This is a genomic window from bacterium, from assembly GCA_040755755.1.
In the GTDB taxonomy this organism is placed as follows: domain Bacteria; phylum SZUA-182; class SZUA-182; order DTGQ01; family DTGQ01; genus DTGQ01.
Genome location: JBFLZW010000018.1, coordinates 17,410 through 42,797, shown reverse-complemented (window position 1 = coordinate 42,797; position 25,388 = coordinate 17,410). Strand labels below are relative to the sequence as shown.

Annotated in this window: 18 protein-coding genes and 1 pseudogene; 11 read left to right on the top strand and 8 right to left on the bottom strand. The window is 50.1% G+C overall.

Translation table 11 applies throughout. The features are described 5' to 3' along the window. Positions 1–24: 24 nt before the first annotated feature. Positions 25–1,587: a methyl-accepting chemotaxis protein gene (locus tag AB1611_06345; GenBank protein MEW6379209.1), complete on the bottom strand. Its 1,563-nt coding sequence runs from the start codon at positions 1,585–1,587 to the stop codon at positions 25–27. A gap of 210 nt (positions 1,588–1,797) precedes the next feature. Here AB1611_06345 and AB1611_06340 point away from each other — a divergent pair, with 210 nt between their 5' ends. After that, a complete protein-coding gene (locus tag AB1611_06340) occupies positions 1,798–2,838 on the top strand; it encodes an Rpn family recombination-promoting nuclease/putative transposase (GenBank protein ID MEW6379208.1) in 1,041 nt (346 codons plus the stop codon). Positions 2,839–2,848: 10 nt separating this feature from the next. On the opposite strand, the gene AB1611_06335 is transcribed toward AB1611_06340, so the two are convergent. Beyond that, a complete protein-coding gene (locus tag AB1611_06335) occupies positions 2,849–3,478 on the bottom strand; it encodes a hypothetical protein (protein ID MEW6379207.1) in 630 nt (209 codons plus the stop codon). A gap of 619 nt (positions 3,479–4,097) precedes the next feature. On the opposite strand from AB1611_06335, the gene AB1611_06330 reads away from it, so the two are divergent. The 6 genes from AB1611_06330 (at position 4,098) to AB1611_06305 (ending at position 11,786) form a co-directional block, all read left to right on the top strand. Then, the gene (locus AB1611_06330; protein MEW6379206.1) at positions 4,098–4,856 is read left to right on the top strand and encodes a hypothetical protein; all 759 of its coding nucleotides are present in this window, start codon (positions 4,098–4,100) and stop codon (positions 4,854–4,856) included. A 48-nt stretch (positions 4,857–4,904) separates the two neighbouring features. Then, positions 4,905–5,270: a hypothetical protein gene (locus AB1611_06325; GenBank protein MEW6379205.1), complete on the top strand. Its 366-nt coding sequence runs from the start codon at positions 4,905–4,907 to the stop codon at positions 5,268–5,270. Between the two features lie 3 nt (positions 5,271–5,273). Further along, positions 5,274–7,430, top strand: coding sequence for an astroprincin family protein (locus AB1611_06320; protein MEW6379204.1), 2,157 nt, complete (start codon positions 5,274–5,276; stop codon positions 7,428–7,430). A 37-nt stretch (positions 7,431–7,467) separates the two neighbouring features. Next, the gene (locus AB1611_06315; protein ID MEW6379203.1) at positions 7,468–7,794 is read left to right on the top strand and encodes a hypothetical protein; all 327 of its coding nucleotides are present in this window, start codon (positions 7,468–7,470) and stop codon (positions 7,792–7,794) included. A gap of 389 nt (positions 7,795–8,183) precedes the next feature. Next, complete coding sequence (locus AB1611_06310; protein MEW6379202.1) at positions 8,184–9,578, top strand: sigma-54 dependent transcriptional regulator; 1,395 nt, start codon at positions 8,184–8,186, stop codon at positions 9,576–9,578. Positions 9,579–9,587: 9 nt separating this feature from the next. Beyond that, a complete protein-coding gene (locus AB1611_06305) occupies positions 9,588–11,786 on the top strand; it encodes an ATP-binding protein (GenBank protein ID MEW6379201.1) in 2,199 nt (732 codons plus the stop codon). Here AB1611_06305 and AB1611_06300 read toward each other — a convergent pair. The 3 genes and pseudogenes from AB1611_06300 to AB1611_06290 all read right to left on the bottom strand — a co-directional run bounded on the left by AB1611_06300 (position 11,749) and on the right by AB1611_06290 (position 14,051). Then, a complete protein-coding gene (locus tag AB1611_06300; GenBank protein MEW6379200.1) occupies positions 11,749–12,876 on the bottom strand; it encodes a hypothetical protein in 1,128 nt (375 codons plus the stop codon). The genes AB1611_06305 and AB1611_06300 overlap by 38 nt on opposite strands. Before the next feature lie 18 nt (positions 12,877–12,894). Further along, a pseudogene (locus tag AB1611_06295) lies at positions 12,895–13,260 on the bottom strand (DUF1573 domain-containing protein). 119 nt (positions 13,261–13,379) lie between these two features. Continuing rightward, the gene (locus AB1611_06290; GenBank protein MEW6379199.1) at positions 13,380–14,051 is read right to left on the bottom strand and encodes a DUF721 domain-containing protein; all 672 of its coding nucleotides are present in this window, start codon (positions 14,049–14,051) and stop codon (positions 13,380–13,382) included. Between the two features lie 1,400 nt (positions 14,052–15,451). Here AB1611_06290 and polX point away from each other — a divergent pair. Further along, positions 15,452–17,173, top strand: a complete 1,722-nt coding sequence (polX, locus tag AB1611_06285; protein ID MEW6379198.1) for a DNA polymerase/3'-5' exonuclease PolX — start codon at positions 15,452–15,454, stop codon at positions 17,171–17,173. 27 nt (positions 17,174–17,200) lie between these two features. Beyond that, positions 17,201–19,258: an NAD-dependent DNA ligase LigA gene (gene ligA, locus AB1611_06280; GenBank protein MEW6379197.1), complete on the top strand. Its 2,058-nt coding sequence runs from the start codon at positions 17,201–17,203 to the stop codon at positions 19,256–19,258. A 10-nt stretch (positions 19,259–19,268) separates the two neighbouring features. Here the strand turns inward: ligA and AB1611_06275 are convergent, their stop codons facing one another. Together AB1611_06275 and AB1611_06270 are read right to left on the bottom strand one after the other, a co-directional pair. Continuing rightward, on the bottom strand, positions 19,269–21,323 hold the full coding sequence (locus AB1611_06275) for a response regulator (protein ID MEW6379196.1): 2,055 nt from the start codon (positions 21,321–21,323) through the stop codon (positions 19,269–19,271). Positions 21,324–21,458: 135 nt separating this feature from the next. After that, positions 21,459–22,631 carry an ATP-binding protein gene (locus tag AB1611_06270; protein MEW6379195.1) on the bottom strand — a complete coding sequence of 391 codons (1,173 nt, stop codon included), beginning with the start codon at positions 22,629–22,631 and terminating at the stop codon, positions 21,459–21,461. Between the two features lie 356 nt (positions 22,632–22,987). Here AB1611_06270 and AB1611_06265 point away from each other — a divergent pair, with 356 nt between their 5' ends. Then, entirely contained in the window at positions 22,988–23,173 is a 186-nt protein-coding gene (locus AB1611_06265; GenBank protein ID MEW6379194.1) for a helix-turn-helix domain-containing protein, read from the top strand. On the opposite strand, the gene AB1611_06260 is transcribed toward AB1611_06265, so the two are convergent. Continuing rightward, positions 23,164–23,736 carry a Mut7-C RNAse domain-containing protein gene (locus tag AB1611_06260; protein ID MEW6379193.1) on the bottom strand — a complete coding sequence of 191 codons (573 nt, stop codon included), beginning with the start codon at positions 23,734–23,736 and terminating at the stop codon, positions 23,164–23,166. The genes AB1611_06265 and AB1611_06260 overlap by 10 nt on opposite strands. A 343-nt stretch (positions 23,737–24,079) precedes the next feature. On the opposite strand from AB1611_06260, the gene rho reads away from it, so the two are divergent. Next, on the top strand, positions 24,080–25,345 hold the full coding sequence (rho, locus tag AB1611_06255; GenBank protein ID MEW6379192.1) for a transcription termination factor Rho: 1,266 nt from the start codon (positions 24,080–24,082) through the stop codon (positions 25,343–25,345). The last annotated feature ends 43 nt before the right edge of the window (positions 25,346–25,388 follow it).

Genomic DNA, 25,388 nt, shown 5'->3' with positions numbered 1-25,388 from the left:
GGCCACTGTCTTTACTAAACCTGATTAGTTCAGGATATGGGGATTATTTCTCATTCTCTCATGTTGAATATGCTTGCTCCTGATTCCCTGGATTCCAGCATAGGGGCTCAGTCCGGTCAGTCTCCGGTCGATCGGCAGCATACCGTCAGATGCAGATCCGCCGACAATAGTTATCAGTTGATAAGCAATCTCTCTCATGCGTTCGGCCTGAGCATTCAGCACTTCACTGGCTGAGGCGGTTTCTTCGGCAGAGGAGGAACTGGTCTGCATGAGTGTATTCAGCTCAGCTACTGCCCTGGTGATCTGCCCGATCCCAAGAGCCTGTTCCTGAGAGGCTGCCGCGATTTTGGCCACAAGGTCCCTCACCTTCCTGCTGGAAGCGGCCATGTCCTGAAACGCCTTATTGGTCTTACTCACCAGCTCTGAACCGGAAACGACTTTCTGAACGGTATCCTTGATCAGCGTGGTTGTATTCCTGGCTGCGTCTCCGGCATTCATGGCCAGACTCCTGACTTCCTGGGCAACTACGGCAAATCCCGCCCCGGCCTCACCTGCCCGTGCTGCCTCGACAGCAGCATTCAAGGCCAGGAGGTTGGTCTGGAAGGCGACCTCATCGATGGTTTTAATGATTCTGGCTGTCTGATAGCTGGCCAGAGAAATATCCTGGATGGCTGAGGTCAGGGAGAGCATAGTCTTTTCAACCTGCTCAAGAGCTTTGGCTGACTCGGACATCATACTGTTGGCCTCACCGGCATTGCCCGAATTATGGCTGGTCATGGAGGAGATTTCTGCCAGGGATGAGGATGTCTCTGCCAGGGAGGCGGCCTGCTCCGTGGCCCCTTTGGCCAGTTTTTGACTGGCTGATGATATCCGCTTCGAAGAAGCAGACATCTGCTCACAGATGTCACCGAGGTCACCAATGACAGCCCTGAGCTGCCGGCTGGTGATTGAGGTGATCGAGATGGCTGCGCCGATCCCCAATACAAGGCAGATGCCGAGGGTCAGGAGAATTATGATGGTACTGTTTGAAGTATCAGTATCAGCCTGGCCAGCTATCCCAAGGGCTTTGTCCCGCAGGCTCCCGGCAAGCTCTGTCGCTGCGGCTATGGCCCTATCGCCCTGGCCGCGCATGACGGCATCCACATCAGCCATTGACCCTCCCCTCAGAAGGATGCCTCTGGCCTTCTGCCAGGAATCAAGAAACTGTATTTGCTCACGATCGTAGCGGTCGAGTGCTTCTTTATGCTCTTCATCCAGGTACCCCTTTTCCTCAGCTTCATTGAGCAGTAGCCGATAGTCGCCTGCACGGGCTTTGGCCTCTTCAAATTCCTTTACTGCCTGGCCGAAATCGCCCTGGCTCTGATACCGGATAACAGCCTGGCTGGCTGCCATGATCTGGGATGCTGTCCATGACCGCAGGGCAAATGCATCCAGCGCTACTTCCAGATTTCCCTGAATGGCCAGTCGGTACCTAGCCGCTATGGAGTGCAGATTGACCATGGTGTAAAGTCCTCCGGCCATCATCAGGGAGAGGACGACTCCAAAGGCCAGGTACAGTTTCGTTCCAAGTTTCAGCCTTTCAACCATTGCTCGGTTTTCCTCCGTGTTTCATAATGGTACTTATTACATTCATCGGAATGTTGGATAGTACACTTTAGCGTACCCGAGCACTTTTTCCTGATAAATACCCAGAGATATAGCAAGAGATGGCAGACGTGGCAGGCATACTCATTCTTGACAATTCCTTACAGGATCATCTATGATGAAAGCAGTACGAGCAAGGAAGAAAAAGGCAGCATGAATAATGAGACCTTAAATCATCCACATGATTGTCTGACCAAGGAGATACTGAGCAGGAAGGAGAATGCCAGGGATTTTTTCTTCCACTACCTGCCAGCCCCCATCAGGGATATTCTTGATCTGGACAGTCTGGAGATCTGCAAGGATTCCTTCATCGAGGCTGAGTTGGGTGAGTACTTTTCAGACCTGCTCTATCAGATCAACTTATCAGGCAATCAGGAAGGGCAGGGAGGGTATGTGTATGTGCTCTTCGAGCACAAGAGTGCGCCAGAGGAGTGGATCGCTTTTCATTTGTTACGGTATCAGGTGAGGATTTGGGAACTCTATCTAAAGCAAAACGAGACAGCCAGAGGGTTGCCGGTGATTATCCCCCTGGTGCTGTATCATGGGAAGAAAAAATGGAGGGTAAGTGTTCAGTTCGCTGATCTCTTCATGAATTCCAGACCGGGGCTGATGGCCTTTATCCCGGATTTTTCCTATCTTCTGTGTGATCTGTCAGCCTTTGGTGCTGATCAGATCAAGGGCAGAGCCGTTATGAGACTTTTCCTCATTCTGCTCAAGTATATCCATGACCCTGAGCTGGGCAGGTATCTGAGGGAACTATTGCCTGAGCTGCTCAATGATCCCTTCCTGTCCAGCCAGGAACTGAGGGATACTCTGACCACCATTTTCCGCTATATCATCAGTGTCTCAGACGTTGTAAGTGTAGATGAAATCAAGGAAATAGTCGAAACAGGTTTAGGCAAAGATAAGGAGGACTTAATCATGACCCTAGCCGAACAACTGATCCAGCAGGGCATGCAGCAGGGCATGCAGCAGGGGATTCAGCAGGGCATGCAGCAGGGGGAAATAAAAAATGCCAGGGAGGCGATCGTGAATGTTCTGGAGACTCGTTTTGGCCTCATTCCATCCTCGGTCAGAGAGAGGCTGGCCAGTATCAGCGATCAGGCCGCTCTGGAGGATCTGCTGCGCAAGGCGGTCACAGTTGCCTCTGTGGCTGAATGGGAGAGCATGATTCCGGAACGCAGCCTGTCCTGATGGTAACTACTCAGGCTGTTGAGAAGGCATAATGACAGGCATCTCTCCAAAAGCAAAAGCAGTTCAGGATGTCAGTCCACCCGGAGAGCATCTCTGACGGCTTGCAGCATATCGTTGAGGGTATAAGGTTTCTTTTGGTATAGCCGCTGCAGAGAAGGACTTTGAGGCCGGGTTTGCGGGAAAGAAGCTGATCAACGAGCTCAAGGCCATTTTTATCCGGGAGGGCTACGTCGCTGAAAAGCAAATGGAAGTCCTCCTTTTCCCGGTCAAAGATTCTGACAGCCTCAATGGTCAGCCTGCCTCCCCTCGGCATGGCGTCCCTGGCATTTACAGCCAGGTTCATGATGACCTGCTCGATCTGGCCGGGGTCAGCTTTTATCCGCTCGATATTCGGATCAAGGGTCACTGCCAGGGTAATGTCCTCGCCAATAAGTCGGTGCAGCATCTTTTCCATATCGCTGATCAGGGCGTTCAGGTCCAGCACCTTTTCGGTAACAAACTCGACCGGCCATCCTTTTTCAGCCTTCCAGCGAAAAAGCACGGTCGGACTGTTCTCGATAACCATTTTTGCGCGCTGGAGCATCTCTTCGGTGCGTTTTCGCTCATCGATGTTCTGGAAATTTTCAACAATACCGATCACTTCGCCCTCAGGTCCCAGATCAGGCAGCGGTAGATTATGATATTTTAAAGAGTAAGCGCCTAATCCCTTATTATGGCAGGGGGCTGTCAGGATTTTTTCTCCCGAAGGAGGAATCCAGAGACTGCAATCTCTGAATTCCTCACTTTACCGCTTAAAGCCTGCGGGGACAGGCTTCACGGGAGTGACAAATGCGTGATGGCTATCACACACATATAAGTGTCTATATTTTATAACTTTCTCTATGGAATAGGAGGCGAATGCTGCATTTTTATTCATACTATGCAATAGATTTCGGTATTAAATTATTATTACATTAATAATTACATATATTTACTAATAATAAAGTTAAAATAAAATCAGCATGATTTTTGCATTTAATTTATCATTGTACCTTGCCGGGTACTGCTCTATCTGATCAAGTCGTTGAAGAGATATTGCTGATTACTCACTTGTTAACTTCACATCCCATGATCCTGAGCTGAATCATGCCATGCTCTTTTATAAGTTCCCAATGCTTTTCCCTTCTCAACACTTCAGTGCAATAAAGTAGAGCTTTTAAGATTCAATATTCTTTTAAGATTCAATATTAAATATTAACTATTTAAGGTGGAGGAAGACTATGGAAAAGAAACATTGCGGCATCTTTTTTATCCTGGCAATAGCTTGTATTGTAACTGCAGCGGCACATGCAGCGAGTATAGTCAACGGGAACTTTGAGAATGAATGGAATGGATGGGAAGGTGAGAGTGCAGACTTTTCACCTTCTTCCCGGTCAGGAACAATTGAGCCTGAGTTCCAATTAACCGCAAGCCCTCTATCTTCAGGGCAGGCAGCAGAGATTGAAACAGATGGCCCGAGTGACCATTATCCAATGAACTATCTTTTTCAGGATAATCTCGGATTGAGCCGGAATCCAGGTTCTTTATCTTTTTTGAATTTCACCTGGAGATTTTACGATATTGATTTTTTAACGAATGGCTCAACCACCAATGATGACTATTTTCAAGTCTATTTTAGAGACGCCTCCAATAACACCTATGGGGCTGATGGAAATCCCGGTCTTCTTATTGATGATGGAGGTTACAGCTTAGGGGAAACCGCTCAAATCGATATTACCGGCTTGGTCAATAACAACCCTCTGGGCCTATCTCTCGGTGACTTGTCCCTGGAATTTGCTGTAATGCCAGGGTATGTCACGTTGTATACACCCTCATATCTTGTTCTCGACAATATTGCTTTCAGTACAGTTTCTGCCCCGGCAACTCCTGTCCCGATATCAGGTACTCTGAGCATGGTAATTCTGGCTTTACTCCTTCTTGTTCTTATATGGGCATCCTTTGCCAAAGGGAAAAGGCTCACGGGTTTTCCACATGAATAAGTATTTATCCTTTATGGTCAACAAAAAAGAGAAAGGGAGTTGGGAACGATGAGAAAAAAATTATCATTTTTACTCTGTGCTGCCATAATGCTTTCAGAAGTATTCATATACGGTAAAACGGCTCAAGCCGCCTGGGTTGATATTTCCGGTCAGGTTACGGTCACGACAACACGGCAATCTTATGATCGATTAAACCATGTTTTCTTTTCTTATGTCAAAATAACAAATAATTCTGGAGCAGCTATTACCTGGCCAGCCCGTTTCCTTATCACCAGTACAAGTATTCCTGTTTCAGCCACACCTTCGGGACCTGACGGATATGAAGGTGGAACCCCGTATTTTTATTTTTTGGGGAATGGGGAAACCTTATCACCGCACGCTTCAAAAACTGTGCGGGTGAATTTTCAATCTTAGCGTATGCAGTTGACGTATACTGTTGAGGTGGAAAGGTTCGAGGGGGCTCTTCCTGCCTACTATAGAGATGCTGACGGGGATGGCTTTGGCAACCCTGCCGATACTGTTCATGCTCCCTCGGCTCCGGAGGGCTATGGAGAGAACAACACTGACTGCAATGACAATGATACCAGGATTCATCCTGGTGCTCAGGAAATCTGCGGAGATACTATCGATCAGGACTGTAATGAAGCTGATCTGCCGTGTGATTTTACCATTCGGGGTGTTGTGACTGGCAGTGGAATGACTCCGATAGTCGGCGCGACAGTATCCATCGGCACCGGCACTGTTACCACATCAACGGATGTCAATGGCAGCTTCTCCGCAGGAGTTGCCCAGACCGAGTTGTTAACTCGTCCTGCCGATACGGTATTTCCAATCAAGGTGACAAAAGATGGGTATGCTACCGGATACGCTAATGTGCTCTATGAAGAAGGCAAATTCAGCTATCAGGTGGAGATAAAGCTGGTAGCGGTATCGCACCGGATCACCGATATGGATGAGGTCATATCAGGAGTTGAGATCCTCAGCAACGGGCAGAACGTTGGAGAATTGACCATACCTTCGACATCGCTGCCTTCGGGCGTGACTCAGATAACAGGTACTATTACCCATATCGATCCCACGTCATCTGAAGTTGCTTCATTTCCCGGATCGGACTTCCTGGCGGCTCCGGCGGATGGTGGACAGCCGGTACTGCTTGAAAGTTTTGGTGTTATGGAATTTGACCTCAAAGACCAGAACGGCAATCCCATAACCTCCCTGCCCGGACCTGCCACAGTCGGTATGAAAGTCCCTGCCGGCCTGTCAGTGAATGAAGGCGATCACATTCCTCTCTGGTACTACGATCCGGCTACCGGCCTTTGGCAGGAGGAGGGTGAAGGAATAGTTGAAGACCGGGGCGCAGCAGGCCTTTGGATCTGTGGCACAGTTACCCATTTCACCTGGTGGAATTATGATCGTCCGATCGATACCCACGCTTGTTTCAAGTTTACCTTTGTGGACAATGACACCGGCAATCCAATTACCGATCTTTTCTGGTATGGAGAAGGTGTGACCTATTCCGGTGTATCTCCACAACGGCCATGCAATTGCGATGGTAATGATCCGCAGCCGCCCTGTTCAGGAGAAAGCATATCTTCCCTTACCGTCAAGAAAAGCATGCCTGCAGGTCCTCCGGAACAGATACGGGTATATACCATGATATCTGGCATAAACTACTATCTGGTTCGAAATGGTGATGGAACTTACCGTGTTTCGACCGACAGCGCGAGTGCCACCATCTTTACTGTCCCGGTGGATAATGCAAGTTGCCTCAGCAATTATCAGGTTGATCTGTGCAGATTTTTAGACAGCGATGACCCCGTCACCGGAAGTGGTGGCCCCAATGAGGGAAATAACGGCATTCTCCCGCTTCAATCCTTTGATCGACCTCCCAGTGTGACCTGTTGGACCGAGCCTCCATATGTACAGTATGTCAATGGCGCTTTTGAACCTGTTACCTTATATGCTGAAGTAACGGATGATCAGCATGGTATAACCGGCCAGTGGTATGATCCGCATGGTGTTCCATTACCTACAACACCGGATGGACCTTCACCCTCCGGTACAATTTTTACCGCCCGGTGGACTCCTCCTGACTGGTGGGAGTCTTCTTATGCCGAGCTCAGGTTTGCAGCAACAGGTAGTGACGGAACCCAAGGTGAGTGTTGGACCGGTGTAGAGCTTTGCAGAGATCGTTACGTTTCTTTTTATGGAACTGTTTTTGACCCTGACGGCTCCCCGGCAGGGCCAGGTGTCCCGGTGAGAATATACCGGCAGGGTTTTGATATAATCGCTTATACCGATCCTTATGGGTACTATTCCTTTGACGTAGCGTCGCAGGGTATACCCTGTTGGCAATGTGGAATGTGGAACGGAGAATCATTTAATAGTACACTCGAGGTTAACCTGGAAGGCTGTGGAAACGCTTCTTCAGATTTGTGCTATTATTGTTACGATGAATCAGGGGAGTGGAGGCAGAGGGAAATGAATATCCGTCTTATTGAGGAGACCGATGGTTGCAGCTTAGAGATGGTGGATGAATCCGGGTATCCTCTGTCACAATGCTGGGGCTGGTAGATCGTGTTAATATACTGTTTTCTCCCTCGCCCCCTTCTTGAATGGGGCGAGGGAGAAGATATCCCCTTGTCAATTTCACGAGCAGATCGAAGCGTATGAGGAGGAAAAGAAGATAGCTTATGTGACTACCGCCGAAAGAATAGGCAGACAACGGGGATTGAGGCAGGGTCTGCTCGAGGCTGTTGCCCTGGGGCTGGAGTTAAAGTTTGGGGAGGAGGGTTTGCGGCTCTCCGGGCAGATCGATCAGATAGATTCTATCGAGCAGTTGGAGAAGATTAAAGAAGCGATCAGAACAGCAGCAAGCTTCCAGGAAATTGAAACCCTGATTGTGCAAAGCTCAGGAGACGGGAGCCGGGACGGATAAGAAGGGTTCAAAAAACATAATTACTGAACGATTGAAAGTGTCATTCGCCAGGTTCCCATCATGCCGCCGAAGACCACCGAGGAAGACTCAGCCAAGCAAGCTCTGCATGCATCCTAATAACGGGCTGCTATAAATGCATCCCAACAGGCCGCTATAATAGTCCATTCTCAAGAGGCCGAAGCCTAGGGGATATCCAAGACCGTAAAGTCCCAGGCCATAGAGTCCGCCTACAACCTTGACAACCTTGAGTAGTTACATTTGCATTTAATTGGATTACAGATTTGGCTTATCGAGAGTTTTGAATTATAATTTTATAGGTATAGGCATGAGTCTGTCTGTATTTTGACCAGGGAAATGCAAGAGAGCATAATTTTGAGGGATCGAAGTGTATGGCTTTTAAAATTCTGGTTGTAGATGATGAGGAGAGCGTGGGACTGGGAATATCACGCTGGCTGGTGAAGGATGGGTATCAGACCTCCTGGGTTAAAAGCGGGGAAGAAGCGCTGGAAAAATTGGTCCGGGAGGACTTTCATCTGGTTTTTCTGGATCTTTTTATGCCGGGTTTAAGCGGGATTCCCTTACTGGAGCGGATCAAGAAGGAATTTCCTGATGTTCTGGTTATCGTTCTTACCGCTTATGGGGATGTCCATATGGCTGTGCAGGCCATGAAAATGGGAGCCTATGATTATCTTACCAAGAGCTCCGATATGGAAGAGTTACGGCTGGTGGCCAGGAAAGCGCTGGAAACCAAAAGGCTGCACCGGGAGGTCAAAATCCTGCGGGCGGAAATCGACCGCCAATATGAGGCCATAAATCTGGTAGGCAGCAGCCAGCAGATTCAGGAGGTCAGCTTTCTGATAAAAAAAATATCCCAGATCGATCAGTGTACGGTCCTGATCGTTGGGGAAAGCGGTACCGGCAAGGAACTGGTGGCCAGGACCATTCACCGGCAGAGTGGCAGGGCGGGAAACCCCTTCATTGATATCAGTTGCTCTGCGCTGCCGAATTCACTGATGGAAAGCGAGCTTTTTGGCTTTGAGCGGGGTGCATTTACGGATGCCAAAAGCAGGAAAGCCGGCCTGGTGGAACTGGCGGATGGGGGAACCCTCTTTCTCGACGAGATCGGGACTCTGGATCTGGCCATGCAGGCAAAGCTGCTGCGGTTTTTGGAGCAGAGATCTTTCCGCAGGATTGGAGGAATCAAGGATATATCGGTGAACATCAGTGTGATTGCCGCTACGAACAATGAATTGGGCAGGATGGTCGAAGAGGGATCGTTCCGGCATGATTTATATTACCGGCTGAATGTCTTTTTAATCCGGGTTCCTCCCCTGCGCAGGAGAAAAGAGGATATTCCCCTTCTGATCCAGCATTTCATTGACAAATTCAATCAGGATTTTCATAAGAATGTCCAGGGAATACATCCTGATGCACTCAGGATCGCCATGGATTATGACTACCCCGGCAATATCCGGGAGTTGAAAAACATCGTTGAGCGGGCTATGATCATGGAGGAGGGAAATGTCATAACCGCAAGCTCCCTGGATTTTTTTAAAACATCGAGGTCTGATGACCAGCCTCTCCATCAGTTGGCTGCGGAAGATGGAAAAGAGGAAGGCAGGACCGGAACCAGGTTAAAGCTCGAGGAAATGGAGAGACACTATATTCTGGAGATACTGAGGGAAACGGGAGGCAATAAAGCCCATGCCGCAGCGATCCTGGGAATCGCCCGGTCAACTTTATTCAAGAAGATCAAGGAATATCAGCTCAATGATTACTTATAGCGGTTGACCATGTTCACCAAAAAAATTTTTAGAAAATCAAACTTTAAAGCCCTGTCTATTTATCTGCTCATTATCGGGATTGTCATTCTGGTTGCTCAGGGGCTCCATATCAATGCCGGAAGAGAAATCATCAGTCAGGTTAACGAGAGTCAGGTGATGATTATCAGGGAAATCGCTTCCGACATGGAACACCTCATGCACGAATTGCAGGAAAAGCTGACTACCCTGGCCAGACTATATCCTCTGCGTCAGTTGAAAGCTGATGAAGTCCTGTTCAATCTGCAAATTTATTATGAATTGATGCATGACCAGGTTTCCCATATCGGGATCATGAATGAGCAGGGGAGATACGAATATTTTTATCCTTCAATTCCCCGCTGGCAGGAAATGCAACTGAAAGATTTCTCAAAGACCGACTTTTTCCAGAATGCCGTAAGTCAGTTTCATCATGGTCTGAGGCAGTCACCGTATATCAGCAGTCAATATGAGCAGGGGGTTGGCATTACCGGTATCCCTGTTTCGCTGCCGCTTTACACTGACCGGACTGGAAGCGAAACCCCGGGAGAGGAAAAGACTTTTCTGGGGGTGCTGGTCCTGTTCCTCGATCTGGCCGTTATTGATAACCTCTGCCAGAATCATTATTCCCATCTCCATGATTACTCTTCATTTTGGCTGGTTGACGAGCAGGGAACCGTCTTATCTCATGAGAAAAAAGCGTGGATCGGCAAAAAGATTTTTCAGGTGCATCAGGAAAAGGCTTCGGAAGGGAACGCCCACAGCCTGAACCGGATTGTCCGGGAGAGAATGCTGGAGAAGGAAACAGGAACAGAGTATTATTATGATCATGGTCCTCACAAAGGGCCGCTGGAAAAATATTACCTGAATTTCACGCCAGTCCGGCTTCCAGGGACCACCTGGTCGATCGCGGTAACCACTCCGGCCATCAAGATGGACCACTGGGAGCGCAGGGTACTGAAGAGCGCCTGGCAGTGGCTGCTGTTCGTCATCTCCTTTATCCTGGTAGCCCTGTCGTTTGTGCAGGTAGTGATTATTATAATCCATCGTAAGCGGATTGATTGGGAAAAGGAACAGAAGGAGAAATTTCAATCAGCTTTCGACGGGATTACCGACCTGGTGTATATGATCGATATCGATTATCGCCTGCAAATCGTGAACAAGGCATTTATCAAGATCTGCGGTCAGCCGGAGAAGGAGATTGAAGGCAGGAAATGCTTTCAATTTATCCGCGAACGGGAAAGCCCCTGCCCTGACTGCCCGATTCCCAAGACAAAGTCAACTCATCAGGCGCAGAGGCTGGAGCAGATTATCTTTCAGGAGACTACGAACCTTTATGCCTATCCCCTGGTCAATGGCGAGGGAGAGACAACAGCCGCCGTGATTTTTGCCCGCATCATTACCAAGGAAAAAATGCTGGAGCAGGAATTGCAGCACCGGGAACGGCTGAGCCTGTTAGGAAAGCAGGCCGCCTGCATTGCCCACGAAATCAAGAATCCTCTGGTCGGCATCGGGATGCTGGCTGAGTTGGTTCACGATTCCCTGCCGCCGGGCAGTCCGGCAGCCGAAGATCTGGAGAGAATTTTACGGGAGTGCCGGAGGCTGGAGCATCTGATAAACAATCTCTCCAGATTTTCCCGTCCGGCACCATTGGTTTTTGAACGAGGTGATATTCATAAGTCTCTGGATCTTGCCCTGGCTCTGCTCAGAGAAAGAATGAAAGAGCACCGCATTCAATTACAGACTGACTATCAGACCGATATCCCGCCGATTATTCATGATGCTCAGAAGATGCAGCAGGTGTTTTTAAACCTCGTCATAAATTCTCTGAACGCCATGCCGGCGGGAGGAAGATTGATTATTCAGACTTCCCTTCATCAGCATGCTTTCATCGATGGCAATGGCTCTCAAATCACCGGTCAGGCAGTCTGCATCGTTATCCAGGATACCGGCACAGGGATCTTACCGGAAGTTCAGAAGAGGATCTTCGAGCCATTTTTCTCGACCTCGTCCAAAGGAACCGGACTGGGATTATCCATCGTTCACAGTATCATTCAGCAGCATGGGGGCGAAATTTACCTGCAAAGCGAGCCAGGTAAGGGAACCATCATGAGCATCTACCTTCCCTTTGAGCCAAGGAGCACTACCTCCCCGCTTATTGAAACCCTCCCTGATATCGAACATTATCAATAAACAGGGTAGGGGAGGCATGGATATTCATGGTCTGGGCTTTGACCAGGTTTTCCCTGAAGAGCTGCTGGCTCCCCTTGGCTGCTATCAGCTCCTCCAATTTTTGGAGGTCGATCCCTGCCTTGGTGGCACATTCCTTCCAGTCAGTGGTTTTGATGTTTTCGTTCCGGAGTCTCAGGTAAGGCAGGAGTTTTTCCGGAAAATGCTTTTGAATCAGGACCTGTCTGAAGTCCTCTTCAACCTCCGGCAGGCCGTGAAGACTGGTGAACGAATCGGCCAGCTTGTCAGATGTGCTGTCTGTTCTGGATTGGGCGATAAAGTAGAGCTGCAGGTCAAGTTTCGAGCCATATTCAGCCATGATCCTGTCAAGGGCTTTTTCCGCCCGAACGCCGAAGGGGCAATAACTCATGACAAAGAGATCGAGCCTGGCCCTGCGGCCATTCTTGAGCGCGCCTTGAATTGACTCTTTCAGAGAGGGGCGGGGCGGCTGCACATTCCCTGATGATGCCACTACTGCTCCCGGGCCATAAATCTGCCGTACGGCTTCGGTTATCTTCTCATCCGGCAGGTTTTGAGCGGTCAGCACTTGAATCAGTGCCTTCATGGGCACACATTGCCCGGTATTACAGCCAGCCAGATTCTGGCTGACGTTATTGGCAACGAAGTTATAGAGTGGAAAGAGCTTTTTTGCCCGCTCGCTATAGTTGATCTGGGGCAGAGGTGCCTGGGCTGAATTCGGTGCGCCCATTGGCTTTTGGTCTTCGGACCGAACACGCCCCGTCAGATTCAGAGTGACCTCGGGAGTATGAACATTGCTGGTTTTGATAATCACCTGCCCCCAGGTTTTGTCTTTCATGATATTTGCATCCACACCTACCTTGAAGGACATTTTCTCGTTGTATTTCAGGGAAACAGGCAGTTTAAGGTCAGCCAGATTGACATTGATGAAATCATGGGGGGAGGTAATGGCACTGATTTTGAGGAGATCATTACTTAAATTGGTTATTTCTACGGTCTCGGACTTCTTTTCTCCGGGCAAAAGCTCTCTGAAGTTAACGGTACTTGGGTTGACATCGACCTCCACCTTGACCATAGCGATAATTTCGAGTTTAAATACCGGAGTATTGGGGTCGTTTGAATTTACATATATAGTTTTATTCTGCTTTCCCCGGTAGGATTTCGAGTGAAAGGTAGCTTTGATTTCTCCGGTTTTCCCCGGTGCTATATCTCTCTCCGAGAGATTAACGGCTGTGCATCCTCACCCGCCTTTGACATTCTCGATCGTCAGAGTGTCCGATCCCGTATTTTTAAATTTGAAGACATGACTCTTTTCCTGATTCTGGTACATCTCTCCAAGGTCGTACCTGGTTTCCAGGAACTCGATCCTGGGTTTGGCTGATGTCAGGCTGGGAAATAGGCACAGACCAGCAAGGGTGAGAAAAAGGGATAATTTGAGAAGATTGGACCGTCTTGGCATACCTACCACCTACCTTTTCATTTTCGTTGGTTAATAATAAATTCTCATAAACAAGATAAATCAAATAACAATTATAATCAACAGGGGAGAATTTGTCCAGTGAAAAATGAAAGGTTACTTCATGTCGAGTCTTTTTCGAGGAAGCGCTGGTCATGACGACAGTGTCTGGTGAGAATGTCTTTCAGCGTCTGCTTGAGCTTTTCGTTATTTTTAATGGGGCTGAGCAGGCTCTCGATTCGCTCCTCCTGTTTGGCAGTAAGCCCCGGTGCAGGCTCCGGCTTTGCTTTCGGTGAGGAGGGGTGACGAGAGAGTAAGGGGGATATCTTCCCCAATCGCAGTTCAATGCTGAGCGGCTGGTCTGACTTGAGAAACTCATTTACCTTCTTCCGGAATATTCCCTCAGTCTGTTTCAGGGCCGTCATCCACTTTGGATCATCGACAACCACGATGAGTTTCTGGTTCTGCAGGGTTATCGGTGCAGTATGCTCTGCCAGCTTTTGACCAACGATTTTTATCCAGTTTCTGGCTAAAGACTTCCTTTGAATCCGGGTATTGACGGCTTCCATGATCCCCTTGCCGTTCAGACATGGCAGTTTATTTAAGATGCTGACAACATTAACCGGGTCACCGGCAGGATCACCGGCATCCGCAGGGGAGTTGCCGGGAAGGGGCTTGACGGAAACGGCCTCGGATTTTGGGTGCAGCTCATCATGCCCGGCGGGCAAAACCCTGGATTCTGCGGAACCGGCGGGTAAGTCATTCTCGTTCTGTTCTGGTTTGCCTTGATTCATGACGGATACCCCTATTCTCAGGAGTCAGAAGCCAGGAGTCAGGAGAAGATGATTGCTTATTCTGGCTCCTGGCTCCCGACTCCTCTGGAAAAGTTCAGTTCTCAGCCGTTTATAGGATAAAATTGCCGTAAGAGACTCAACCTGACTCTGTCCTGATATCTTGTTGATACCATAAAATGGCCGGATAAGGCAAGAGGATAAGTAATTACTCGGGCTGATAGGCTGTAGGCGTTTAGACCGGAGGAGGAGACATCACTCAGGCAAAAATTCGATTCTGTAAACGTTGGTGCCCGGATCGCCGGGCTTGTGAGCATACCAATGGCAAGCTCACAGGTGAGCTGCGGCGATACCGGGCAACAACTGGGGGGGATCCCATACTGTGCTCAATACCGGGCGCGATAACTTCAGCAGCCAGATAGCATCCGTCTCCTATAGAGGCCAAATATGGAAACCAGCCCCGGGAAAAACAAAGAGCAGGGCTGACTCCTTGGGTAATAACCGCTGCCTGTACTTATTAGTACACGGCACGGGAATTACCCGTGCCGGTTTGGTTCAACGACGCCCTCCTCACCTGCCACAGGGGCTCCCTGCCAGCCCTCTCCCCCCAAAGGGGGGTGAGGGAGTGAAGAGGCGGCTTTAACTGGCCGTGTATTTAATGCGCAGTGTACTTAGCACTAGCTTAAATCAGATACTCATGTAAAGATATGATTGCAAGAAATATACCTAAAAATGTTTTTTAACATATCGTAAAGTATTAAAATAAATTTATAAAATTAATAAAAAATATTAATTATTTTAGTCCATTCAATATTTTAGTAGTGAAATTTTTTGCACCACCTATGAATTGATTTTCATACACTTTGGGAAAACTCTTTCCTATGCAGGCTTAACCAGCATGGCACTTACACAAGCCAGGCTTCTCCTTATGAGAACAGAAAGGGCACCAAGGGCACGAAGACCACGCAGAGATCAAGCTTTTTAAAGGGGGTCAGGGTCCAGGGCAGGGACCCACTCTTTCTCTCTCTTCGTGCTCCGTGTCCCCCTGCTTGTCTTAGGTAAGTGCCATTTGGCTTAAATATGTTCACTATCTTATGATTATCTCTTTTTTATTCTTGACATTGTCGTACTTCCCCGCTACCTTGAATTAGGGTCCCTGCCCTGATTGTGCGGATGTAAACCGGTATGGTGAGATTACTCCCAGGGATGCACTGTGCCTGTTCCAAAAATATCTGGAGCAACCCTCCTGTCTGGATTGAGCGCCTCTCTTAAAGCCCCGAAACCATAAGGCGGGACATCATGTCCCGCCTCGCACTCTTTTTGTACGATAATAACAGAGTATATGACGCGGGGTAAATTCGCGGCCAGTTGGACTCGACCAAGAGATCGTGTAAGGAAAACCTATGCCTGTTCACAACTCGGACATTGCCGCAGTTTTCATCAGAGTGGCGGATTTATTGGAAATTGAGGGGGCCAATGTGTTCCGGGTCCGGGCTTACCGGAATGCAGCCCGCACCATAGCCAGCCTTCCCTTCAGTTTGGCCGATATCCTGGCCGAGCATGAAGAGCTGCCCAAACTGCCGGGGATCGGCAAAGACCTGGCCGGAAAAATTGCCGAGATTGTCAGAACGGGAACCCTCTCCCAACTGCGGGAGATCGAAAGCCGCATCCCTCCGGCCTTAAGCCAGCTCATGAAAATACCCTCCCTGGGGCCGAAGCGGGTCCAGGCCATCCATGAGGAACTGCACGTCAGCACCCTCGACGAATTGGAAACGGCAGCCAGAGAGGGCAAAATCCGCGCACTGTTCGGTTTTGGCCAGAAAACCGAGGAGAAGATTCTCGAAGAGATCCTCCAGAAGAAAGAGAAAAAGGAGCGGATCAAGCTGGCAGTGGCGGAAGAGGTGGCCAGCTCGATAGTTAATTATCTGCGCAAGGCCGCCGGGGTGCAGGAAGTGGTGGTAGCCGGAAGCTATCGACGGCGCAAGGAAGTAGTGGCTGATCTTGATATTCTGGCCGTGGCCCGGAAGGATTCTCCCGTCATGCAGCGGTTCATCGAGTATGAGGATGTGGCCAGCGTGGTGGCCAGGGGAGAAACCAAGTCCACGATCCTGCTCCGCTCAGGGCTTCAGGTGGACCTTCGGGTAGTGCCCGAAGAGAGCTGCGGGGCTGCCCTGCACTACTTTACCGGCTCGCAGGCCCATAATATTGCCATTCGCAAACTTGGCGTCAAGGCAGGACTGAAAATCAACGAATACGGGGTCTTCCGGGGCGAGGACCGCATCGGCGGCAGAGAGGAGAAGGATGTTTTCCAGTCAGTCGGCCTTCCCTTCATTGAGCCGGAGCTGCGGGAGGACGGGGGAGAGATCGAAGCCGCTCTGCACAACAGACTTCCCCGGCTGATCACCCTGGCCGATATCCGGGGAGACCTGCATACCCACACCACAGCCACCGATGGCCGCTTCAGCCTGGAGGAGATGGTGGAGGCGGCCAGGAACAAGGGCTATCAGTACGTGGCCATAACCGACCACTCCCGGCACGTCGGCGTGGCTCATGGCCTCGATGTCAGGAGAATGCTTCAGCACATTGAAGCCATTGACCTCCTGAATCAGCGGCTCGAAGGCTCGATCCTGGTGCTCAGGGGAGTCGAGCTCGACATTCTGGAGGACGGCTCCCTGGACCTTCCGGATGAAGTCCTGAAGATGCTTGATCTTACCGTCTGCTCGGTGCATTATAATTTCAATCTGCCCATCGAGAAGCAGACCGAGCGGATAATCCGGGCCATGGATAACCCCTATTTCACTATCCTGGCCCATCCGACCGGCAGGCTCATCAATGAGCGAAAGCCCTATGAGGTCGATATGGAGCGCCTGATCGAGGCAGCCAGGCAAAGGGGATGCTTTATGGAGCTGAACGCTTATCCGGACCGGCTGGACTTGAACGACATCCACTGCAAAATGGCCAAAGAGATGGGAGTAAAAGTGGCCATCTCGACCGATGCCCACAGCCTGACCGATCTCGACTACATGCGCTTTGGCATCAATCAGGCCCGCCGGGGCTGGCTTGAGCCGGACGATGTCCTGAATACCCGCAGTTGGCCGGAACTGAAAAGGATGCTGAAAAGATAAAAGATAGTGGCCAAAGGAGTTACTCACATGGCTGAAGACAGTGAACCCAAAGACCGGGCGGAGGCCGAGGCCGCCATCAGGAAGCTGGCTGAGGAGATCCGCTATCACGATTATCGCTACTATGTTCTTGACAATCCGGTTATTTCGGATGCGGAGTATGACCAGCTCATGGCCAGGCTCAAGAGTCTCGAGGAGCGGTTTCCTGAGCTTCGAAATCCGGATTCGCCAACCCAGAGGGTCAGCGGCCAGGTGCGGACCGAGCTTGGCACGGTCAGGCATCCGGTTCCGATGCTCAGCCTGAAATCCGCTTACCGGGAAGAGGATGTCAGGAACTTCGATAAAAACTGCCGGCAGGAGCTTGGCCGGGAACGGGTCGAGTATGTGGCAGAGCCCAAATACGACGGTCTGGCAATTGAACTTATCTACCGGCAGGGCCGCCTGGCCATAGCCTCGACCAGGGGTGATGGTCAGACGGGTGAGGACGTGACCGCCAACATCAAAACCATCAGAGAGGTTACGCCGGTGCTGCTGCACCGGGAAGGGGAAATCCTGCCTCACTGTCTGGTTGTGCGGGGTGAGGTGTACATGCGAAAGGATGAATTCCGAAAACTGAACCGTCAGCGGGAAGAAGCGGGAGAGAGCCTGTTTGCCAATCCCCGGAATGCAGCCGCAGGGTCCCTTCGCCAGCTCGACTCCGGGATCACGGCCCGAAGGCCGCTGCACATCTTTTTCTATGAGGTGATTCAATCCGAGGGCCATGATTTTACCACTCACTGGGAGGTATTGAACATGCTCCCCCGCTGGGGGCTCAAGACCGACGCGGCTCATGTGCAGCTTTGCCAGAGTCTTGAGGAAGCCCTTACGTACCACCGGCAGCTTGAGAAGGTACGCAATGACCTCGAATATGACCTTGACGGTGTGGTCATCAAGGTCAATAGCCTTTCCGGCCGCGAGAGGCTTGGCTTTCGCACCCATGATCCGCGATGGGCCCTGGCCTATAAATTCGCCCCCCGCCAGATGACCAGCAGGGTCAGAGCGATCAGGGTCCAGGTTGGCCGCACCGGTGTACTCACCCCCGTGGCCGAGCTCGATCCGGTGCACATCGGCGGAGTGGAGGTCAAAAGCGCCTCACTCCATAACCAGAGTGAAATCGAGCGCAAAGATATCCGGCTGGGGGACCGCGTCCTGGTCGAGCGGGCCGGAGATGTCATCCCCTATGTGGTCAAGCCGGTCAAGGAGGAACGGGATGGGTCGGAGAAGGTGTTTCAGTTTCCGGAACACTGCCCGGTCTGCGGCTCTCAGGTGGTCATGAGCGAAGATAAAAAGGCGGCCCTGTGCACCGGCATGACCTGCCCGGCCCAGATCAGCAAGCGGATCGTTCACTTTGCCTCCAAGGGAGGCATGGATATCGAAGGGCTTGGCGAGAAAATGGCCGGACACCTTGTTGACCGCGGCCTGGTCAGGCGGCTGTCTTCCATCTATCGACTGCGGCGGGAGGACATTCTGAGCATGGAGAGAATGGGGGAAAAATCCGCCGATAACCTCCTTCGGGCCATCGAGGCCAGCAAGGATCGGCCCCTGGACCGCTTTCTCTATGCTCTTGGCATCCCTCTGGTCGGTGAGCACCTGGCCAGGGTTCTGGCCGGGCATTTTGCCGGGCCCGATGAGCTGATAGCGACGCCGCAGGAGGACCTGGAAACGATCCGGGAGATCGGCCCGGCGGTAGCTCACGCTATAACCACCTTCCTGGCTAACCCCGACAACCGGGCGGTAGTTGAGGAAATGCGCCAGGCTGGCCTGGCCCTGCCGAATCCTCTCTACCGAAAGAAAGAAGCTGCTCCGCAGCCGCTTTCCGGGCTTAAATTTGTTTTGACCGGCAAACTGGAGCGCTGGACCCGCGGGCAGGCCAGTCTGATGATCGAGTCACTGGGAGGCCGGGTGGCTTCCAGCGTGAGCGCGGATACCGACTATGTCGTGGCCGGACCGGGTGCCGGATCAAAGCTTGATGCGGCACGGATGCGCGGCATCCGCATCATAAGTGAGGATGAACTGGTCAGGCTGATCGAGGATCGGGGGCATCTGTAAGATTGAGTTTTTATTCTGCTTTTCCATTCCTCTGAGTCAGTTCATAGATGACCCTGCTCAGGGTTTCGAGGTCATAGGGTTTGGCGATGCAGCCAATAAAGCCGTATTGCTGGAAATCGGCCATGATCGGATCATTTGAATAACCACTGGAAACAATCGCTTTCACGCCGGGATCGATCTCGACCAGCCGTTTCATGGTTTCCTTGCCGCCCAGGCCGCTGGGGATAATCAAATCGACGATCACCAAATCAAAAGGATGGCCTGATTCAAGAGCTTTTTTATAGATGGCCAGGGTTTCAGCACCATCTCTGGCCAGTTCGACCTTGTAGCCCAGCCTTTTCAGCATGGAGCTGAGGCTCTTTCTGATCATTTCCTCGTCATCCATGACCAGGATTCTCCCCCGGCCAGGCTGAAGCTTCCCTTTGGCCTTTTCTTCTCCGGCAGCGGGAGCCGGAGCTTTCTCGATCGAGGCAGGCAGATAGATATAGAAAGTTGTGCTCTCTCCCGGCCTGGATTCGACTCCAAGGTATCCGCCATGCTTTCTGACGATATAATATGCGGCGGTCAGTCCAAGGCCGCTTCCGGTCTGCTTGGTAGTGAAATAGGGGTCGAAGACCCTGGAAAGATGCTCTTTCGGTATGCCGACCCCCTGGTCCTGGATAGCAATTTCCACATATTTACCCGCAGGCACTATCGTGCCGTGGATGATCCGCTCCGTGGCAGCAGTTATATTTCGAGCCCGCACCTCAATGGTTCCACCATCAGGCATGGCCTGGTCAGCATTGAGGATAATGTTATTGATGGCCTGCCCAATCTGCCCTTCGTCAATCTCGACCGGCCACAGGTTTTCGGGAAGCGAGAATGTGCAGCCGGTCTGAGAACCCTGCAAGGCAAACCTGGCCGTATCCTGAAGCATGCCTGACAGAGGGACGGTGCGCTTTACGGGGGTGCCGCCCTTGGAAAAGGTGAGCAACTGCCGGGTCAGGGATTTGGCCCGCACGGAGGCTTGTTTTGCCTCTTTCAGGAGCTGGAACCTTTCATCTGCCGAATCGGTCAGCATCTGAGCAAGGCTCAAATTTCCCAGAAGAACGGTCAAAATGTTATTGAACTCGTGAGCAAGACCACCGGCCAGAAGGCCTATTGACTCGAGGTTGCTCATCTTTTGCAGCTCTTCCTCCCTTTGCTGTTTTTCAGTAATGTCGTAAAAGACAATAACCGCACCGGATATTTCCCCCTCTCTGTTGCTGATGGAGGCGATATTACCGGCAAGCAGCCGTCTGGTCCCATCCCGGGCTATCAGAACCGTATTTTTTTCCAGATCAATGACCTGATCGGTCCTGTCAAGCCTTTTCAGGAGGTTTTCATCGACGAGGTGAAAGACCTCTGTCAGGGATTTGCCCGAAGCTTCTGCCTGCGACCATCCGGTCAGGGTCTCGGCCATGGCATTCATCAGGGTGATCCTGCCCTCATGGTTTATGGTAATCACCGCGTCAGCCATAAAGTGCAGGGTCTGGGCCAGACGCTCCTTGCTGCGAAGGATCACGGCAAGGTTCTCTTTCTCGGCAGCCAGTGCCTTATGCGCAGACTCCAGTTCCCGCAGCTTGTCATCAAGTTTTTTAATCAGCCGCTCGCTGTAATGCTTGAAATAACCGTTTTCCTCTTCGGGCGCAAGAGTCGGCTTTCTGAGTATCCCTGCCTCATGATTTTTTATAACTTTCCGCAGAATTTCAATAAACGTATCGGGGTCTTTCGGCTTGAGAATGAATTCATCGGCTCCCTGGCCGAGGGCGAATTTTTCATCCTCGGGGCTGGTATAGGTGGCTGTATAAAAAACAAAGGGAATATCCCTCAGCTTTTCGCTGGTCTTCACCTGTCGGCAAAGACGGAACCCATCCATCCGGGGCATCAGAATATCACTGATAATGATATCGAATTTGTCCTGCAATGCCTTGTCAAATGCCTGGAATCCGTCGGATGCAGTTCTCACCTCATAGCCGTAATGGCGCAGCACGCTTTCCAGCAGCTCAAGATTTTCAGGGTTGTCATCAACGAGGAGGATTTTCATAGTCTGCCCTCAATGTTAATTAAGAGTAAGTTCATTCTAGTCCTTAGTGGTATTATATAATAATTCTTTATTATTGTCCAAGGGTAGGAGCATGGGGATCTTGCCGTTGGCAGCCTTGAAGGGGCTTATTGAGAACTAACGCTGGAGATAAAGGGTGAACCGGAATGTGGTACCACACGGCTCGGAGGTAGTAAAATCAACAGTTCCGCCTAAGAACTGCTCACCCAATAATTTCATGATATGGGTTCCTGTTCCTCTTCCTGCGCCCTCTTTGGTGCTGAAATGACGCTGGAAGATTCTGCGGGCAATATCTTCGGCTATGGTTTTTTTATTCCAGACACAGAAAGAAATGGCTTTATTATCCTGGTGTTCGACCCATACTTTAACTGCATCACCTTCATCCGTCGCTTCAAGAGCGTTTATGATCATGTTGTTCAGGACTCTGAGAAGCAGGTTGACATCAGTGTACAAATTCAGGGCCGGGACGTCTTCCGAAAAGAGTAACGACTTTCCTGCGGATGCGGGATGATTCTCGAACGTTTGCCGTATTTCCTGAACAATCCGGGAGATCGGAATTTCCTCAATTGAAAGTCTGTATTCATGGGTATCCTCGTGAGCAAGAATTTTTTGGATTTCAACTTCCCTGGCCAATTGAGATATTTGTTTTTGCAGTTTTTCCGGCAAGTTACTCCCTTCGCATACCTTCCTGAGATCAATAAGTTTACTCGTCCAGAGGACATTGCTAATCGTATTACTGATGTCATGGAAGAATGCGCGCTCTAAAGCTGCCCATCGTTCGGGGTAGGTAATATCCTGGAGAAACAGCAGTAAAAACCGCTGGTTTCCTATGGTCAGCGGAGCGGATTGTACTTTTAAGCATATATCCAGTTTTTTATCATTTTTTTCAATCGTGGCCACACATTTTCTTTCTTCGGGCCTGTTGTTCGCAAGACTGGCAACAATGGCAATAGCCGCCCCGCAGGTTGAACAATATTTGCCTGTTCCGCAGCCTGCCGGCATGTCATGTGCATGGATACAGCCTAGAGCTTCCCCAGGCCGCAATCCGAGTACCTTATCGGGATCATCGATCCCCAGCATTTTCAGGAGCGTATCGTTCAAGGCCACGATTTGCCGATGCTCATCCAATACGGCCAGAAGACCGGCTACAGTCTTCATCAATCCATCAATGACCGGGTTGTTGCTGACCAGGGAAATTTCCCTGGTTAACTTGGCGCTATCAGTCCTTTCCGGGGAGGCAAAATATGTATTAACCTCTTTGTCCTGTTTTTCATCTGGTTTATTATTCATGATCTCACCTTGAATACAAGTGTTACCCTTCATGTTACCATATTATCGCGGCAATGTTACCTTGACAATAACCAACTCATCTTGGCTATATTGAAATCTTGATAATAGAGAATAAAAATATGATTTAAATGTTAAGTTATCAGGTTACTCTCTAATTCTCTAATTAGAATAATTATACAATATTTTTATATACTTAGCCATAGTCTTATTGACTTTTGAGATGTTCCCCATTTTCCCTTTCCCGGTGTTAGGCCAGTTTTACTTTTCTCTTGACTTAATATTAGAAATAATTTAGAATTATAATATATTTAAATAAAGATACTTAATAGGAACATTAAATTAACTAAGACTAAAATATGGATGAAGATAAAGTACTTACAACCAAACAGGCAGCCCAATACCTGCAAACCAGCTTAACCACGATATTTAAAATGATACGGGAAGGGGAATTGAAGGCCAGGAAAGTTGGCCGTGGTTACCGGTTTTTGAGGTCAGAATTGGAAAAATTTTTGCGAGGAGATGGAGAGGTACCTCACCGGTAGGGAGTTCTTACGGTCCCTTCCGGTAACAGGTTAAAGCGAAGCACAATCTCTTGTATCTGTTCGCCCGGCTTTGCTCCTCTGATCAGATAGCCACGGGTGATTTTTCCCTTCCGAAGAAGTTCTTTGTTTCTGGTCAGGACAATACGGCTGCTGCTCCCGGCGGTCCTGATAATGAATTCCTCGCTACAGTCATGCTGATGCACTACATCAAAGCCACACCTTCTCAGGTACTCGGCTATGTGTCCGAGCCCGCCGTCCAGGATAAACTTGAGATCTCGCAACGGCTTTGGCCGCAGTCGGCTCACGGTCGAGATATCAAGAGACTCAAAAACAGGAAAGACGGAAATCCGGTCGCCGTCCTGAACCTGATGGGAAAAATCGGCCGATTCGCCATTGATCAGAATCAGATCCACCTGGGCGGGTGGTATGCCAAGGGATACAATGATATCCTTTATCGGGGGATATCCATTGAAACGATGTTCAAACCAGACCTTTCTTCTGCAGAGCGGCAAAAAATCGTTAAGCTCTTCATAGACGCGAAATTGAGCGGTATTTTCCTTCATTCCTGACTGCTCCTCTTGGTATGAGAGATACTCCTGCCTCAATTTTACCCTGTCATTGTATGATACCATGTTTTTGAGATAGTTGCATATCCAGTTTTTTCCCGAAGTCCCGGCAAAAAGATGAGTAAGGGCTGGTTATCTCCTTGACTTATCGGAAAATATGAGTTAAATTACACCATCAACCAATCATACCGGATCGTCGGGGGAAATTTGTCAAATATCCACAAGAGTTTTTGCTCGCAGTTGTCAGCGCAAAATCTTACCTTCCTGACGGTCATCGCTTTGTTCTGATAAGCTTAGGCGATGTCCAGATTTCCATCATTTCGAGGAAAGGGATGCAATAATGAATATACTTGATTTAAAAGCAAAGACAGTCACTGAACTGAACGATTTGGCCAAAGAAGTCGGAGTACCATCCACGAGCGGTCTTCGAAAGCAGGAGTTGATTTTCAAGATCCTGGAGACTCAGGCAGGGAAAGATGGAATGATCTATGGTGGAGGCGTGCTGGAGATCCTGCCCGATGGCTTCGGTTTTTTGCGCGCCACCGACTATAATTACCTGCCCGGCCCGGATGATATTTATGTTTCACCTTCCCAGATAAAGCGGTTTGGCCTGGCTACCGGAGACACAGTCTTCGGACAGATCCGGCCCCCGAAAGACAGCGAACGCTACTTCGCCCTGCTGAAGGTCGAGACAATCAACTATACCGCTCCTGAGCAGGCCAAGGATAAGGTTCTGTTTGACAATCTGGTTCCTCTCTATCCCCAGGAGCAGCTCAAACTGGAAACAACTCCGGACGGTCTGTCAACCAGGGTGATGGATCTTTTAATTCCTATCGGCAAAGGGCAAAGAGGTTTGATCGTTTCTCCGCCGCGCACCGGCAAGACCATGCTGCTGCAGGCAATTGCCAAAAGCATCGCCATCAACCATCCGGAGGTTATCCTGATTGTCCTTCTGATCGACGAGCGGCCGGAAGAGGTGACGGACATGCTGCGGTCGGTCAAGGGCGAGGTAATCAGCTCGACCTTCGATGAGCCTCCTTCCCGGCATATCCAGGTAGCGGAAATCGTCCTTGAGCGGGCTAAACGGCTGGTTGAATACAAGAAAGATGTGGTCATCCTGCTGGACAGCATCACCAGGCTGGCCAGGGCTTATAATGCCACCATTCCACCCAGTGGAAAAGTCCTGTCAGGCGGTATCGATGCCAATGCCCTGCAAACTCCGAAGCGTTTCTTCGGTACGGCCAGAAACATCGAAGAAGGAGGGAGCATCACCATTATCGCCACCTCCCTGATCGATACCGGCAGCAAGATGGATGATGTCATCTTCGAAGAGTTCAAGGGAACAGGTAACATGGAGCTGCATCTTGACCGGCGGCTGGTAGACAAACGTATCTTCCCGGCTATCGATATTCAGCGCTCAGGCACCAGGAAGGAAGAGCTGCTCATCGGCAGAGAGGACTTGACCAGGGTCTGGCACTTGAGAAAACTCCTCAGCTCCCTGGGAGTAGTGGAATGCATGGAATTGCTGCTCGATAAATTGAGAGCCAAGAAAACCAATCGCGAGTTTCTCGATTCGATCAATCTCGAAGCCCTTCGGGCTGAGTAGGGCAAAGAGGACCGTTCACAGGGCAGAAGAGGGGGGCCGTAGC

Coding starts and splice junctions, on each gene's coding strand:
- AB1611_06345 (MEW6379209.1), bottom strand. CDS start 1,587: ATGGTTGAAAGGCTGAAACTTGGAACGAAACTGTACCTGGCCTTTGGA.
- AB1611_06340 (MEW6379208.1), top strand. CDS start 1,798: ATGAATAATGAGACCTTAAATCATCCACATGATTGTCTGACCAAGGAG.
- AB1611_06330 (MEW6379206.1), top strand. CDS start 4,098: ATGGAAAAGAAACATTGCGGCATCTTTTTTATCCTGGCAATAGCTTGT.
- AB1611_06325 (MEW6379205.1), top strand. CDS start 4,905: ATGAGAAAAAAATTATCATTTTTACTCTGTGCTGCCATAATGCTTTCA.
- AB1611_06320 (MEW6379204.1), top strand. CDS start 5,274: ATGCAGTTGACGTATACTGTTGAGGTGGAAAGGTTCGAGGGGGCTCTT.
- AB1611_06310 (MEW6379202.1), top strand. CDS start 8,184: ATGGCTTTTAAAATTCTGGTTGTAGATGATGAGGAGAGCGTGGGACTG.
- AB1611_06305 (MEW6379201.1), top strand. CDS start 9,588: ATGTTCACCAAAAAAATTTTTAGAAAATCAAACTTTAAAGCCCTGTCT.
- AB1611_06300 (MEW6379200.1), bottom strand. CDS start 12,876: ATGGTCAAGGTGGAGGTCGATGTCAACCCAAGTACCGTTAACTTCAGA.
- AB1611_06290 (MEW6379199.1), bottom strand. CDS start 14,051: ATGAATCAAGGCAAACCAGAACAGAACGAGAATGACTTACCCGCCGGT.
- polX (MEW6379198.1), top strand. CDS start 15,452: ATGCCTGTTCACAACTCGGACATTGCCGCAGTTTTCATCAGAGTGGCG.
- ligA (MEW6379197.1), top strand. CDS start 17,201: ATGGCTGAAGACAGTGAACCCAAAGACCGGGCGGAGGCCGAGGCCGCC.
- AB1611_06275 (MEW6379196.1), bottom strand. CDS start 21,323: ATGAAAATCCTCCTCGTTGATGACAACCCTGAAAATCTTGAGCTGCTG.
- AB1611_06270 (MEW6379195.1), bottom strand. CDS start 22,631: ATGAATAATAAACCAGATGAAAAACAGGACAAAGAGGTTAATACATAT.
- AB1611_06265 (MEW6379194.1), top strand. CDS start 22,988: ATGGATGAAGATAAAGTACTTACAACCAAACAGGCAGCCCAATACCTG.
- AB1611_06260 (MEW6379193.1), bottom strand. CDS start 23,736: ATGAAGGAAAATACCGCTCAATTTCGCGTCTATGAAGAGCTTAACGAT.
- rho (MEW6379192.1), top strand. CDS start 24,080: ATGAATATACTTGATTTAAAAGCAAAGACAGTCACTGAACTGAACGAT.